The 12,727-nt window shown below is 73.2% G+C and carries 16 protein-coding genes; 4 read left to right on the forward strand and 12 right to left on the reverse strand.

Annotated elements, in window-relative coordinates; all coding sequences use genetic code 11:
* Window positions 1-72: 72 nt before the first annotated feature.
* Entirely contained in the window at window positions 73-1,167 is a 1,095-nt protein-coding gene (locus tag MVA48_RS06855; protein WP_246987184.1) for a GGDEF domain-containing protein, read from the forward strand.
* Window positions 1,168-1,206: 39 nt separating this feature from the next.
* Window positions 1,207-2,484 carry a M24 family metallopeptidase gene (locus MVA48_RS06860; protein WP_246987186.1) on the forward strand — a complete coding sequence of 426 codons (1,278 nt, stop codon included), beginning with the start codon at window positions 1,207-1,209 and terminating at the stop codon, window positions 2,482-2,484.
* Window positions 2,485-2,526: 42 nt separating this feature from the next.
* Here the strand turns inward: MVA48_RS06860 and MVA48_RS06865 are convergent, their stop codons facing one another.
* A complete protein-coding gene (locus tag MVA48_RS06865) occupies window positions 2,527-2,958 on the reverse strand; it encodes a ChaB family protein (protein ID WP_246987188.1) in 432 nt (143 codons plus the stop codon).
* A 302-nt stretch (window positions 2,959-3,260) separates the two neighbouring features.
* Window positions 3,261-3,698 (reverse strand): Lrp/AsnC family transcriptional regulator, encoded by a 438-nt coding sequence (locus MVA48_RS06870; RefSeq protein ID WP_246987190.1) that lies wholly within the window; start codon window positions 3,696-3,698, stop codon window positions 3,261-3,263.
* 157 nt (window positions 3,699-3,855) lie between these two features.
* Between MVA48_RS06870 and ddaH the strand changes: the two genes are divergently transcribed.
* Complete coding sequence (gene ddaH / locus MVA48_RS06875) at window positions 3,856-4,704, forward strand: dimethylargininase (protein WP_246987192.1); 849 nt, start codon at window positions 3,856-3,858, stop codon at window positions 4,702-4,704.
* On the opposite strand, the gene MVA48_RS06880 is transcribed toward ddaH, so the two are convergent.
* From MVA48_RS06880 to MVA48_RS06900, 5 genes are read right to left on the reverse strand one after another with little or no spacing between them, the layout of a single operon-like run.
* Window positions 4,673-5,140, reverse strand: a complete 468-nt coding sequence (locus MVA48_RS06880) for a nucleotidyltransferase domain-containing protein (protein WP_246987194.1) — start codon at window positions 5,138-5,140, stop codon at window positions 4,673-4,675. The genes ddaH and MVA48_RS06880 overlap by 32 nt on opposite strands.
* Window positions 5,137-5,520 carry an acyl-CoA thioesterase gene (locus tag MVA48_RS06885; protein ID WP_246987196.1) on the reverse strand — a complete coding sequence of 128 codons (384 nt, stop codon included), beginning with the start codon at window positions 5,518-5,520 and terminating at the stop codon, window positions 5,137-5,139. Before MVA48_RS06885 ends, MVA48_RS06880 begins: the two co-directional genes overlap by 4 nt.
* A 2-nt stretch (window positions 5,521-5,522) precedes the next feature.
* Complete coding sequence (locus tag MVA48_RS06890) at window positions 5,523-5,774, reverse strand: hypothetical protein (RefSeq protein WP_246987198.1); 252 nt, start codon at window positions 5,772-5,774, stop codon at window positions 5,523-5,525.
* A 1-nt stretch (window position 5,775) separates the two neighbouring features.
* The gene (locus tag MVA48_RS06895) at window positions 5,776-6,033 is read right to left on the reverse strand and encodes a DUF2795 domain-containing protein (RefSeq protein ID WP_246987200.1); all 258 of its coding nucleotides are present in this window, start codon (window positions 6,031-6,033) and stop codon (window positions 5,776-5,778) included.
* 17 nt (window positions 6,034-6,050) lie between these two features.
* Complete coding sequence (locus MVA48_RS06900; RefSeq protein ID WP_246987202.1) at window positions 6,051-7,178, reverse strand: baeRF2 domain-containing protein; 1,128 nt, start codon at window positions 7,176-7,178, stop codon at window positions 6,051-6,053.
* A 181-nt stretch (window positions 7,179-7,359) separates the two neighbouring features.
* On the opposite strand from MVA48_RS06900, the gene MVA48_RS06905 reads away from it, so the two are divergent.
* Window positions 7,360-7,695 carry a hypothetical protein gene (locus tag MVA48_RS06905; RefSeq protein WP_246987204.1) on the forward strand — a complete coding sequence of 112 codons (336 nt, stop codon included), beginning with the start codon at window positions 7,360-7,362 and terminating at the stop codon, window positions 7,693-7,695.
* A gap of 40 nt (window positions 7,696-7,735) precedes the next feature.
* On the opposite strand, the gene MVA48_RS06910 is transcribed toward MVA48_RS06905, so the two are convergent.
* From MVA48_RS06910 to MVA48_RS06930, 5 genes are read right to left on the reverse strand one after another with little or no spacing between them, the layout of a single operon-like run.
* Entirely contained in the window at window positions 7,736-8,644 is a 909-nt protein-coding gene (locus MVA48_RS06910) for a type II secretion system F family protein (RefSeq protein ID WP_246987206.1), read from the reverse strand.
* A 28-nt stretch (window positions 8,645-8,672) separates the two neighbouring features.
* The gene (locus tag MVA48_RS23735; RefSeq protein WP_305852294.1) at window positions 8,673-9,617 is read right to left on the reverse strand and encodes a type II secretion system F family protein; all 945 of its coding nucleotides are present in this window, start codon (window positions 9,615-9,617) and stop codon (window positions 8,673-8,675) included.
* Window positions 9,617-11,017, reverse strand: a complete 1,401-nt coding sequence (locus tag MVA48_RS06920) for a CpaF family protein (protein ID WP_246987208.1) — start codon at window positions 11,015-11,017, stop codon at window positions 9,617-9,619. Before MVA48_RS06920 ends, MVA48_RS23735 begins: the two co-directional genes overlap by 1 nt.
* On the reverse strand, window positions 11,017-12,207 hold the full coding sequence (locus tag MVA48_RS06925) for an AAA family ATPase (protein WP_246987210.1): 1,191 nt from the start codon (window positions 12,205-12,207) through the stop codon (window positions 11,017-11,019). The genes MVA48_RS06920 and MVA48_RS06925 overlap by 1 nt, the downstream gene beginning before the upstream one ends.
* Complete coding sequence (locus tag MVA48_RS06930) at window positions 12,204-12,605, reverse strand: RcpC/CpaB family pilus assembly protein (RefSeq protein ID WP_246987212.1); 402 nt, start codon at window positions 12,603-12,605, stop codon at window positions 12,204-12,206. Before MVA48_RS06930 ends, MVA48_RS06925 begins: the two co-directional genes overlap by 4 nt.
* Between the last annotated feature and the right edge of the window lie 122 nt (window positions 12,606-12,727).

Here is a 12,727-nt window from a genome sequence, read left to right on the forward strand (position 1 = left end):
GGCGGAGTGCGGCATCCTGCTGCGGTGATCGGACGGCTGCGGCCACAAGGCGACGCCCGCGCGTGGACGTCCGTGACGTCGACGCTCCGGGGCACCGATCACCCCGTCGCCGCCCGGACGCTCGCGGCCCTGCTCGTGCTCGGCGGGCTGATGGGCTCGGTGAACCTGTTCCTCCCCGGGGTGCTCCTGCCCGGGGTCCGCGAGTGGGTCTACGCGACCGCGATGGCCTTCTGCGTCCTCGCGGCGATCCCGCTGGTCGTCCGCGGCCGGGTGAGCCCCCGGCACACCTTCGGCCTGGTGCTGCTCGGCGACCTCATCTACCTCGTCGTCGCGTACTGCACCGTCGATCCGTTGCGCTTCGCGACACCCCTGATGCTGCTGTTCCCGGCATTCGTGGCCGCCTGGTTCCTGGGCAGGTGGGAGCTCGGCGTCAACATGCTCGTCACCACCGGGGTGTGCCTGGCCGCGCTCTGGCCGAGCCACGACGACGCGGTCGGGCTCGGCGTCCAGGTCGGCGTCAGCGCCGGCATGCTCAACGCCTGCGCCGGCGGCGTGTTCGTCCTGCGCCGCAGGATCGAGCGGCTGCTCTCCGAGACCCAGACCCTGTCCCACCTCGACCCGCTCACCGGCCTGTTCAACCGGCGCTACCTGGTCGAGCAGGCGCCCCGCATGTGGCGTCAGGCACGCCGCGACGGGACCCGCGTCGCCGCGATGGTGCTCGACCTCGACCACTTCAAGCGGCTCAACGACGCGCACGGCCACGCCGCCGGGGACGCCGTCCTGCGGGCGGTCTCGGGCTCGTTGACCGCCACGGTGCGCCCCGCCGACGTCCTGGCGCGCACCGGCGGCGAGGAGCTCGTCGTCCTCGGTCTGGTGGCCGATCCCGACGAGGCCGCCCACCTGGCCGAGCGCCTCCGGACGGCGGTCTCCGGAAGCCGGACCCCCGACGGCCACGGCGTGACCGCCTCCATCGGCATCGCCCTGACCCGGCCGGTGGACGGCGAGGACGCCGCCGACGCGCTGTGGCGTCTGGTCGACCGCGCCGACGCCGCGATGTACGAGGCCAAGCAACAGGGACGCGACCGGGTGGCCTCGATGTGGGTGCCCCGCGCGCGGGCACCGCTGCCGGGCGAGAACGACCCGGCCGCGGCCACCGACGTCGGCTGACAGGGAGCGGGCAGGTCCTTCTTCTGCTTCGCTGTCGGCATGACGCTGGCGGCGCCGGATCCCACGCGGACCGTGCCGCTCCCGCTCCGGGAGCAGGCCGACGTCCGCGACCGGTGGCTGACCCAGCGCCTCCTCGACGTCCTGCCCGGCCTGATGGACCGCACGGGCATCGACCTGTGGCTGGTCATCGGCCGCGAGTACAACGAGGACCCGGTGCTGGCCACGCTGCTGCCCGCCACGTGGCTGTCGGCGCGGCGGCGCACCGTCCTGGTGCTGCACCGCAGCGACGACGGCGTGACCGCCGCGGCCGTCTCGCGCTACCCCGTCGGCCAGTTCCTGCCGGCCTGGACCGACGAGCCGGACGAGTGGCAGGCGGTGCGCCGGTTCGTCGAGCAGGCCGACCCGCGGCGCATCGGCGTGGACGTCTCGTCGCGCTTCGCGCTGGCCGACGGCCTGTCGCACACCGAGCACCGGCTGCTGACCGAGTCGCTGGGCCCCTACGCCGAGCGGCTGGTCTCGGCCGAGCAGCTGGCCGTCGGCTGGCTCGAGACCCGGCTGGCGGAGGAGATCGGCGCGCTGCACGCCCTCAACCGGCTGGCGCACGAGGTGATCGACGAGGCCTTCAGCCGCGAGACGATCACCGTGGGGACGACGACGGCGCTCGACCTCGCCTGGTGGATCCGACAGCGCCTGCACGACCTCGGCGTCGAGCCGTGGTTCCACCCGACGGTGACGCTCCAGCGGGCCGGCGTGCCGCTCGTCGAGGAGCGCGGCACGCTGCTGCCCGCCGTCCCGTACGACTCCCCCGTCCGGCCGGGCGACCTGGTGCACTGCGACCTGGGGCTGTCCAGCCTCGGACTGCGGACCGACACCCAGCGCAACGGCTACGTGCTGCGGGACGGTGAGTCGAAGGCGCCGTGCGGGCTGCAGGAGGCGCTGTCGGCCGGCAACCTCCTGCAGGACCTGACCGTCGAGGCGCTGCGGATCGGCAGCACGGGCAACCAGGTGCTCGCCGCTGCCCGGGCGGCCGCCGCGGACCACGGCATCGACGGCGACGTCTACTCCCACCCGGTCGGCTTCCACGGGCACGGCGCCGGCCCGGCCATCGGTCAGTGGGACCAGCAGGACGGCGTCCCCGGCCCGGGCGACTACCCGGTCCACGGCGACACCGTCTACGCGCTGGAGCTGGCGGTGCGCCGGCCGGTGCCCGAGTGGGGCGGGCAGTGCGTGCGGATCGGACTCGAGGAGGGCATCGCGCTGACCGCCGACGCGGTGGAGTTCCTCGACGGCCGGCAGACCGAGTTGATCCTCGTCTGAGCGGAGTGGCGGGGCGCGGTTTCCGCGCCCCAGCCACTCCACCTACTTCTTCTTGCGGGCGTCGGCGGTCTTCTTGGTGTTCGCCTTCTGGATCGCGTCGACCAGCTGCTTCTTCTTCATCGACGAGCGGCCAGAGATGTCGAGTTTCTTGGCCAGCTTGAGCAGGTGGTCCTTGGTCGCGTTGGCGTCGACCCCACCCTTGGTCTTCCGGTCGGTGTTCCGGCCACCGGCGGCCTGGGCGTCGGAAGGGCCCTTCTTCCCGCCCTCCTTCTTCGCCCACCGGTCGCCGACCTTCTCGAACGAGTGCTTCACCGCCGCCCAGGCGACCTGGTTGGCGCGCTTCTCGTCGCCGTACTCCTCGGCCGCGGAGTCGTGGGCCTTCGCGAACGTGCGCTGCGCCTTCTTCGGCGAGCGACGGAGGGTGCTCGGCAGCTCGGACAGCTTGGCGCTGCCGCTCTTGGTCGTCTTCGGCATGACCTCTCCTCTCGGGTCGTTCCGGGCGGCCTTACCCCGGGGACGCGCCAAGATCACATCCGCAGGACCGGGACCGGGGCGCTGACCAGCTCCTCCGGCGCCTCCTCCGCCACGTGGCGGCCGCTGTCGATCGGGACGCCGCCGCGCGGGTCCGTCGTCCAGGACTGCCAGATCAGCCGTGGGTCGCCGCCGAGCTCCTCGAGTTCGTCGCCGCCGGAGCGACCCTCAGCCGGACGTCGTCCGCGACGTCGACGTGGGCGAGCTGGAAGCGCTGGGCACCGGCCCATCCGACCGGGTGGAGGTCAGGCGCGCGGCCGGTCGATCAGCCGGGAGAGCACGATGACGCTCCGGGTGTGGTCGACGTTGGGCTCGTCGCGGATGCGCTCGAGTGCCCGCTCGAGCTGCTTGACGTCGGAGGCGAGCATGTGCACCAGCGCGTCGGCGTCACCGGAGACGGTCACCGCGCCCACGACCTCCGGCACCAACTCGAGACTGCGCCGTAGGTCCTCCGGTGACACGGTGCCCTTGCAGTACAGCTCGACGTAGGCCTCGGTCTGCCAGCCGAGGACGTCGGGATCGATCTGCGCGGTGAAGCCGCGGATCGCACCGCTGGCGACGAGCCGGTCGATGCGCCGCTTGACCGCGGGCGCGGAGAGCCCGACCTCGGTGCCGATCTCGGCGAGGGTGGCCCGGGCGTTGCGCAGGAGGCAGCTAATGACCTTGCCGTCCACCGTGTCCACTGATGCCTCCTGCAATGAATCGTCGATGAACCGGCCGAGATGCAACATATCGTCGATCAAGACGCAACAGAAGTTGATTGCTTGTGAATGTTCTCCTGATTAGCGTTCACGGTGACCGGCGCCGTCGGCGCCCACGTCTTCCCGCAGGAGTTGTCCGGTGACCGCTGTCCTTCCCCAGCCGCGCCCCGCGCTGGAGACCGAGCGCGCCGCCACGCCGCGGCGCTACCTCATGTGCCGCCCGGAGCACTTCGACGTCAGCTACGCCATCAACCCGTGGATGGACGTCACCCGCGGCGCGGACCGCGAGCTGGCCATCCGGCAGTGGGAGACCCTGCGGCAGACCTACCTCGACCTGGGTCACCAGGTCGAGGTCATCACCCCCGTGCCCGGCCTGCCCGACATGGTCTTCGCCGCCAACGGCGGCCTGGTGATCGAGGGCCGCGCGCTGGGCGCCCGGTTCACCCACGCCGAGCGGCGTGCGGAGGGCCCGGCCTACCTCGCCTGGCTGGCCGACGCCGGGCTCAAGGAGGTCTTCGCGCCGGTGCACGTCAACGAGGGCGAGGGCGACTTCCTCGTCGTCGGCGACCTGGTCCTGGCCGGCACCGGCTTCCGGACCGACCCGGGCGCGCACACCGAGGTGCAGGAGCTCTTCGGCATCCCGGTCATCTCGCTGCGGCTGGTCGACCCGCGCTTCTACCACCTCGACACCGCGCTGGCGGTGCTCGACGAGCGCACCGTCGCCTACTACCCCGCGGCGTTCAGCCCCGGCAGCCGAGGGGTCCTGCAGCGGCTGTTCCCCGACGCGGTGCTCGCCGACGAGGCGGACGCCGTCGTGCTCGGGCTCAACGCGGTCTCCGACGGCAAGCACGTGGTCCTGCCGTACGCGGCGACGGGCCTGGCGGCTCAGCTGGAGGAGCGCGGCTACGTGCCCGTCGGCGTCGACCTCAGCGAGCTGCTCAAGGCCGGCGGCAGCGTCAAGTGCTGCACCCTGGAGATCCGCGCCTGAGCCGACGTCGCGCGGCGACCGCGGCGGCGAGCGTGGCGAGCGCGCCGTCGGGGTCGTGGAGCGACCGCATCCCGGCCGAGACGACGGCCGCCGTCCCCGGGTCGAGTGGGTCGACCGACGCCCACGCCGGAGGGCCGACGCAGAAGTCGACCTCCAGGCCGGTGCCCAGGAGGAACCGCCGCTCGGTGAGCGGCCCCCAACGGCGCGTCGTCAGGAGCCGCTCACCGCCGACCTCGGCCGGCCAGTCGTCGTCCACGACGTACCGCTCCGGGGAGTCGGTGAGGAGCACGACGTCGACGTCCGAGGCGCCGTGCGCCGCCCCGCGGGCCCAGGAGCCGACCAGAGCCAGCGCCCGGACGTCGGGTTGCTGCCGGGCCCACGCCGTGAGCCGGCCGAGGACCGACTCGACCTCGGCGGCGCCCCCGTGGCTGATCACTTGCGGTCGAGCCAGCGGGACCAGAACGCGCGCTCCTCGTCGCTGAGCGGGCGGCTGGTGTCGGTCGCGAAGTCGAACACCACCATGGTCACGTCGGCGCGGATGGCCACCTGCCCGTCCTGCACCAGTTCCTGGCGCACGGTGAAGGACTTGGTGCCGAGTCGGGTCACCCAACTGGTCACGCACGGTCGCTCGCCGACGCGGTAGTAGAGCTGGCGCAGGTAGTCCACCTCGAGCCGGGCCAGGATCAGCGAGCTCCCCGAGCCGCCGACCATGGCCAGCCGCGCGTCCTCCAGCAGGCTCAGCGCTCGGGCGTGGTTGACGTGGCCCAGCGAGTCCGGGTCCGACCAGCGCAGTTGGACCGGGTGCTCGTGGCGCACGGTCAGGGCAGGTCTGCGGTGTCCGACGACTGGCGGTGCCCACCCTGGGCGTCGTCCGGGTCGGCGTGGATCGTGCGCTCCTCCGACTCGGCGAGGATCACCGCCGCCTGGACCTCGGGATCGATGCCGCCCTCCGCGGGGTCGGGGTGACCCTCGGCGGACACCTCCTCCGGCAGCAGCTGGGCGCGCGTCCGGACGTTGTCCTCGGTGACGTTCGCGATCGCCTCGGGCGAGGGGTCCTTCATCGACGGCATGTCAGAACCTTCCCTGCTCCGTGCCGAGACCGAGCGCCCCGGCGACGTCCTGGACGTTCTGGAACTGCTGCCCCTCGGGCAGCCGGCGCAACTGGCCGAGGACGGCGTCGGACGCGCCGCTCTCCTGCGCCTTGGCGACGAGGGCGTCGCGGTCGGCGGGCCACACCTCCTTGCCGAGGGCCTCGGCGATCGCCGCGCGGCGCTCGACGTCGCCCTCGGACGTGCCGGGTGAGGTGGCGGGTGCGTGCGGGTCGGTCACGGTCGGGGTCTCCTCGGTCACTGGTCGGTCGGCGTCGAGTCGTCGGTGTAGCGCAGGACCGCCGCTACCGGCTCGCCCGGCATCGCCGACGCCGGGACGACGACCAGACCGGCGCTGCTGGCGACGGCAGCCGCCAGCAGGGCGGCATCCAGAGGCGCTACCTCCCCGTGCACGCCGAGCGCGTCCATGTCCTGCTGCTTGACACCCAGCTCGAGCGGGCCGTTGCCGACCAGCAGGGTGTCCTCGCCCAGGTCGTCGGCGACCACCAGCGTCTCGACCTGGCTCTTGCGCAGCGCCTCGACGACGGCGTCCTTGCCGGTGACGGCGAGGCCGTGCGCGCCGGCGGCTTGGACCTTCTCGAGCACGTCGGCGCACTCGCGGGCCTCGTGCTCGGCGACGAGCTCGGCGGCCCTGCGCTGCACGGCTGCCCGGTCGGCACCGGCGGCCCGCCCGCCCTCCTCCATCGAGACGACGAGGTCGGACCAGGTGCCGGAGGCCTTGTCGGTGAGGATCTGCCGCGCCCGGACGTCGCCGGCGACCAGGACGAAGCGCAGGCCGCGCCGACGGACCTGGGACTCGATCTCGTCGGCCACGAGGCCGGCGTTCTCCTCCCACCTGTTCTCCGCGGTGTGCATGTAGGTGTTGTGCGCCCAGCCGCCCACCTTGACCTTGCGCATGTGGAAGGTGTCGCCGTCGACCTCCTTCTCCTCGACGGGCTCGCCCGAGGTGCCGACGACGCTGAGGTCAGCGCCCACGCGGTCGGTGACGACCACCAGGTGCGGCACCCGGCCGGCCAGCTGGCGGAGGACCGGCAGCAGGTCCGGCCGCGGGGACCACACCGCGGACTCCTGGGCCGGCGCGGCGGCGAGCACCTCGTCGAGGACGACCGCCCCGTCGGCTGCGACCACCACCGCGCGGCCTTCCAGCGTGCCGGCCTGGCCGCCCTCGTTCCCCTCGAGCAGGCGGCCGCGCACCGCCTCGACGACCACCTCCGGCGCCCCCTGCTCGGTGAGCTGCTCGGTGAGCGCGCGCACCCGCAGCTCGAGCTCGGCGTCGGCGTTCTCGGTGGTGTGCGTGACGTTCGCGGTGACCGTGGCGAACGGACCGGTGGCGTCGAAGACCGGCTGCAGGAAGGACACGTCCATGGCGGTGGGGCAACTCCTCGTGTCGGTTACGTAGGCGCCGCAGAGCCCGTGACCGGACCGCGGCACGTCCGTTGGCCGCCTACCCACCGACCGTGCCCTCACACCCGCGACCGCCGGCGCCGTGTCGGACGCCCGATCCCGGGTAGGCGGTCGAGCGACAGCGACTCCGAGAGGACGTGGGATGACCGAGCACGATCAGTTGCCCTTGCCCGACTACGACCACCTGCCGGTGGAGGGACTCACGACGCGGATCCGGACCCTCGACGCCCAGGGCGTGCAGACCCTGCTGGAGTACGAGCGGGCGCACGCCAATCGGCTCCAGGTGGTCACCGTGATGGAGAACCGGCTGTCCGCGCTGCGCGACGGCGCGCAGCCATCGGGCGGCGACCCGGCGTCCTCCGCGGTCGACGACCCGGCCCACGCCAGCGGCGGGTCGAAGGTGTCCGAGGCGACCAGCGGGCCCCCGATCAACCCGCCGTCCCAGGGCGACCCGACCAACCCCGCCCAGCCCCGCTGACGTCTCTTGCGGAGGCTGGGAGCGCAGCTTTCCTGCGCCCTCAGCCTCCGCTGAACGTGGCGGCGATGTCCATGACGGCCGGCCCGAGCAGCACGATGAAGAGCACCGGGAGGATGCACAGGATCAACGGGAAGATCACCTTCACCGGGATCTGCATCGCCTTCTCCTCCGCGCGCTGGCGCCGCTTGAGGCGCATCTCCTGCGCCTGGGTGCGCAGCACGTCGGCGATCGAGACGCCGTACTGGTCGGCCTGCACGACCGCCCGGATGAACCGGCGCAGATCGGCGACCCCGGTCCGCTCGGCGAGCGACAGGTAGGCATCGCGCCGGGGCTGACCCACGGCGATGTCCTGGAGCGTGCGCACCAGCTCCTCGGCCAGCGGGCCCTTGCCGTTGCTGCCCGCGCGCGCCATCGCCGACTCGAAGCCCAGGCCGGCCTCGACCGCGATCGTCATCTGGTCGAGCGTGTCGGGCAGCTCCAGCGCGATGGCCTCCTGGCGCTCCTGCCCGCGGCTGTGCAGCAGCAGCTCGGGCAGGAAGTAGGCCACGACGGTCACGACGACCGCCAGGACGACGGTGAGGACGCCGGGCTCGCCGCTCACGAAGAGCAGGCCCAGGCCGCCGGCGATGACCGCCAGCACCAGCTTGGCCGCGACCAGCCTCGGCACCGGCCAGTCGGCCGGGCGCCCGGCCCGGCCGGCCAGCCGGTCCAGGCGGGAGGCGGTCCCCCGCGGTGTGAGACTGCGGACCAGCCGGGCAGCCGGACCAGGACCGCTGCGGACGACGCCCGGAGCGTCCAGCGGAAGCTCGATGCCCCGCACGAGATTGTCCCGGGCCGCGACCGCCTCGGCACCGGGCCGGGCGAGCAGGGCCCAGCCCAGCAGGGGCAGCGACGCGGCGACGGCGAGGGCGGCGGCGAGGACCGGGAACGGGAGGGACGGCGTCAGCACGGGTTCCCCACCGGAGGTGTGATTGCCATCAGAACCTGATCGCCACGGTCTTCTTGAGCCACAGCCCCCCGACCAGGAGCATCACCGCGGCCGTGACCAGCATCCCGTAGCCGACGAGGCTCTCCGTGAACTTCGCCAGGTAACCGGGGTTGGTCAGCGAGATGAACCCGGTCACGCCGAACGGCAGTGCCATGAGCACGACCGCCGACAGCTTGCCCTCGGCCGACAAAGCCTTGACCTGTCGGCGGATGGCATTGCGCTCGCGGATCGTGTGGCCGACGGCGTCGAGCACCTCGGCCAGGTTGCCGCCGACCTCGCGGTGGATCGCGATGGCCTGGGCGACCCAGGTGAAGTCGTCGCTGCCCATGCGCTGGGCCACCTCGTCGAGGGCGTCGCCCAGGTCCCGGCCGACGCGCGTCTCGTTGATGATCCGCGCGAACTCCTCCGACGTCGGCGCGTCGGCCTCCTGGGAGACCGAGTCCACCGCCCGCAGCAGGCTGTGCCCGGCCCGGAGGCTGCCGGCCATCAGCTGCAGCGAGTCGTCGAGCTGGTCGGCGAAGGCGGCCTGACGCCGGCCCGCCTTGACCGAGACGAGCAGCCTCGCGCCGACGGGGACGACGGCCACCAGCAGCAGGCCGAGCAGGGGGCCGCCGAGCACGACGCCGACCACCCCGCCGACGACCGCGGCGACCCCGACCACCAGGACGAACTCCGGCAGGCCCGTCGACATGCCGGCGCGCTCCAGGGCGGCCGCACCCGCGGCCAGCCGACCCCGCTTCTCCAGCACCTTCTCCACCGCCGCTCCGGCTGCCGCGCCGGCCCCGGCGAGCGGGGACGACGGCGCCGGCACGACCGACGGGTCCAGCCGGCTCAGCGGCACCCGCGACGGCCCCGCCGGCAGGACGACGAGGACGAGCACCAGCAACGCCACCGCGACCGCGACGAATCCCAGGGCGAACAGGGCCGGTGACATCAGCCCCAGCTCCGCACGGGGTCGGCGACGCCGAAGACCCGCGGCGACAGCGTGATGCCGAGGTCGTCGAACTTGTCGGTGAACCGGGGGCGGACGCCCGTGGGCACCGGCTTGCCCAGGAACTTCCCCTGCGCGTCGACGCCGGCCGAGTAGTCGAAGAGGAAGGCGTCCTGGAGGGTGACCGTCTCACCCTCCATGCCCTGGACCTCGGTCACGTGGGTCACGCGCCGGGTGCCGTCGCGCAGCCGGGTGAGCTGGACGACGACGTCGACGGCCGAGGCGATCTGCTCGCGGATGGCCCGCAGCGGCAGGTCCATGCCCGCCATCAGCACGAGGGTCTCCAGGCGGGCGATGGCGTCGCGCGGCGAGTTGGCGTGCACGGTCGACAGCGACCCGTCGTGGCCGGTGTTCATCGCCTGCAGCATGTCCAGCGACTCGCCCCCGCGGCACTCCCCCACCACGATCCGGTCGGGCCGCATGCGCAGCGAGTTCCGCACCAGGTCGCGGATGGTGATCGCGCCCTTGCCCTCGATGTTGGGCGGCCGGGACTCCAGGCGCACGACGTGCTCCTGCTGCAGCTGCAGCTCGACGGCGTCCTCGATGGTGACGATCCGCTCGCCGTCGGGGATGAAGGAGGACAGCACGTTGAGCAGCGTCGTCTTCCCGGTTCCGGTGCCGCCGGAGACGATGACGTTGAGCCGGGCGTCGACGCAGGCGTGCAGCAGCTCGGCCATCTCCGGCGACAGCGTGCCGAAGCCGATCAGGTCGTCGACCTTGAACGGGTCCTTCGAGAACTTCCGGATGGTCAGCGTCGACCCGCTGAACGCCAGCGGCGGGATGATCGCGTTGACCCGCGACCCGTCGGCGAGCCGGGCGTCCACCAGCGGCGAGGACTCGTCGATCCGGCGTCCGACCTGGGAGACGATCCGGTCGATCACCCGGCGCAGGTGCTCCTCGGAGGTGAACCGCGTCGCCGTCCGCTCCAGCCGTCCGCTGCGCTCGACGTAGATCGCCTCCGGACCGTTGACCATGATCTCGCTGACGGCGTCGTCGTCGAGCAGCTTCTGCAGCGGACCGTAACCGAGGACGTCGTCGGCCAGCTCCGCCGTGAGCCGCTGCCGCTCCTCTGTGCTGAGCGGGACGTTCTCCTCCTCGACCACCTCGTCGAGCTCTCCGAGCACGATGGTGCGCAGGGCGTCCTCGGACAGGCTCGGGTCGTTCATCCGGCTGCCCATGCGCTCGAACAGGGCCTTGGCGACGCGGTCCTTGAGGCGCGCCAGCGCGTCGGTCGGCGGGGCGGGTGCGGCGGCGGCCGGGCGGGGCGACGGGACCGACGGCGAGCTCGGCACCGGCGCCGCGGGGACGCCACGGGCCGCCTCGAGTCGGGACGCGAGGTTCATCAGCCGGCCGCCCGGTGCTTGGCCCGGCCACGCGGTGCCTTGAGCGGGGTCGCCGAGAAGCGGGAGACCAGCCGCGTGAGCTCCTTGACCATCGGGTCGCGGCGTCGCCCGCTGCGGATCAGCGGCACACCCTGGTTGGTCGACGCCGGCACCGACGCCGAGCGGGGCAGGACGACGTCCACCCCCGTGCCGATGGCCAGCTCGACGTCCCGGACCGAGAGCCCGCCCTTGGGGTCGGCGAAGTTCATCACCACGTGCCGGCCGGCCGGGATCATCGCCAGTTCGCGCAGCACGTCGAGCTCCTTGCGCAGTCCGCGCACCCCCGGGACGTCCATGCTGGTCAGCATCACCACGTCGGAGGCGCGGTCGAGGGCGGCGAGGGTCTGCTCGGACAGGCCGGGCGCGGTGTCGACGACGACGTAGCGGAACTCCCGCGCCAGCGACGCGAGCAGGCGGGTCACGTCCTCCCCGGTCACCGTGTCCCCGGCGGCCGGCGACTCGGAGCCGCAGACGGCGTAGAGGCCGCTCGGGTGCTGGGTGAGGAACGTCTTCAGCACCATCGTGTCCTCGCTGGCCGGGCCGCGGACGGCGTCGGGCAGCGTGTACTCGGGCGTCAGGCCCAGCGCCGAGGCGACGTCCCCGAACTGGACGTCGAGGTCGACCAGGACCGTCGACTGCGGTGCCGCCGCGGTCAGCCCGATGGCGAGGTTGGTCGACACCGTGGTCTTGCCCACCCCGCCCTTCGGGGAGGCGATGGTGATGACCCGGCCGGCGTAGCGCTCGGTCTCGCTGACCGGCCGCAGCACCCGCCGCCGGCCGGCGGCGGCGCGGGCGGCGCGCTCGACGGCCGCATGGATCTCCGGGACGTCGGCGTCGGGCGGCAGCAGGTCGCGGATGCCGGCGCGCATCGCCGCCTGCCACATCTCCGGCGACGGGTCGGCCATGAGGACGACGGCGATGCCGGGGCTCTGCACGTCGAGCCGTGCGGCCAGCGTGAGCACCTCCGGCGCCGGCGCGTGCGGCCCGATCAGCAGCACGTCGGGCAGCTCGCCGTCCACCAGCTGCTCGAACAGCCGCGCGGGGTCACCGGGCAGCCGCCCGGGCGGCAGGACGGAGACGTCCCCGTCGGTGGCCTGCTTGACCCGCAGGACCAGCTCCTCGCCGGCTCCGGCCAGCACGACGCGGCTCATCGGGCCACCCCTTCGTAGACGTTGCCCGGGTCGATCACGCGCGTGCCGCCCGTCGAGTCGCCCTCGGTCTCCAGGGACAGCCAGAGCGTCCCGTGCTCCATGCCGAAGACGACGGTCTCGGCGTCCTTGGCGGTGACGGCCAGCGTGAGCATCAGGCTCGCGGCCGGGACGCCGGACGACGTGGCCACGGTCTCCCCGTCCGCGTCCGGCGCCGCGGGCGCGCCCTGCACCTGGGTGACGAGGACGGCGTGCAGCACCGCGGAGGTCTGCCCCTCGCCGCTCGGCAGCTTCTGCGAGAGGTAGACGCCGACGGTGTCGCCGGCGGCCACGCGGCCGCCCAGGACCCGCTGGGGCTCGAGCAGCACGCTGATCTCCTGCAGCCCCTCGGGCACCGGCACGGTGCCGGCCGCCTCCAGCTGGTCGGGCCGGACGAAGCGACTGGCCAGGAGCTGCTCCCCGACCTGCAGGTCGACGGCGGCGACCAGACCGGCCAGGCCGTCCAGATCGGTGACCCGGCCGT

Source organism: Blastococcus sp. PRF04-17 (assembly GCF_023016265.1).
GTDB lineage: Bacteria > Actinomycetota > Actinomycetes > Mycobacteriales > Geodermatophilaceae > Blastococcus_B.

What these genes read in the sequence shown, in the direction of transcription:
- MVA48_RS06900 (WP_246987202.1), bottom strand. Translation starts at nt 7,178, where the DNA reads ATGGACGTGTCCTTCCTGCAGCCGGTCTTCGACGCCACCGGTCCGTTC.
- MVA48_RS06890 (WP_246987198.1), bottom strand. Translation starts at nt 5,774, where the DNA reads ATGCCGTCGATGAAGGACCCCTCGCCCGAGGCGATCGCGAACGTCACC.
- MVA48_RS06860 (WP_246987186.1), top strand. Translation starts at nt 1,207, where the DNA reads ATGACGCTGGCGGCGCCGGATCCCACGCGGACCGTGCCGCTCCCGCTC.
- MVA48_RS23735 (WP_305852294.1), bottom strand. Translation starts at nt 9,617, where the DNA reads ATGTCACCGGCCCTGTTCGCCCTGGGATTCGTCGCGGTCGCGGTGGCG.
- MVA48_RS06865 (WP_246987188.1), bottom strand. Translation starts at nt 2,958, where the DNA reads ATGCCGAAGACGACCAAGAGCGGCAGCGCCAAGCTGTCCGAGCTGCCG.
- MVA48_RS06925 (WP_246987210.1), bottom strand. Translation starts at nt 12,207, where the DNA reads ATGAGCCGCGTCGTGCTGGCCGGAGCCGGCGAGGAGCTGGTCCTGCGG.
- MVA48_RS06905 (WP_246987204.1), top strand. Translation starts at nt 7,360, where the DNA reads ATGACCGAGCACGATCAGTTGCCCTTGCCCGACTACGACCACCTGCCG.
- MVA48_RS06920 (WP_246987208.1), bottom strand. Translation starts at nt 11,017, where the DNA reads ATGAACCTCGCGTCCCGACTCGAGGCGGCCCGTGGCGTCCCCGCGGCG.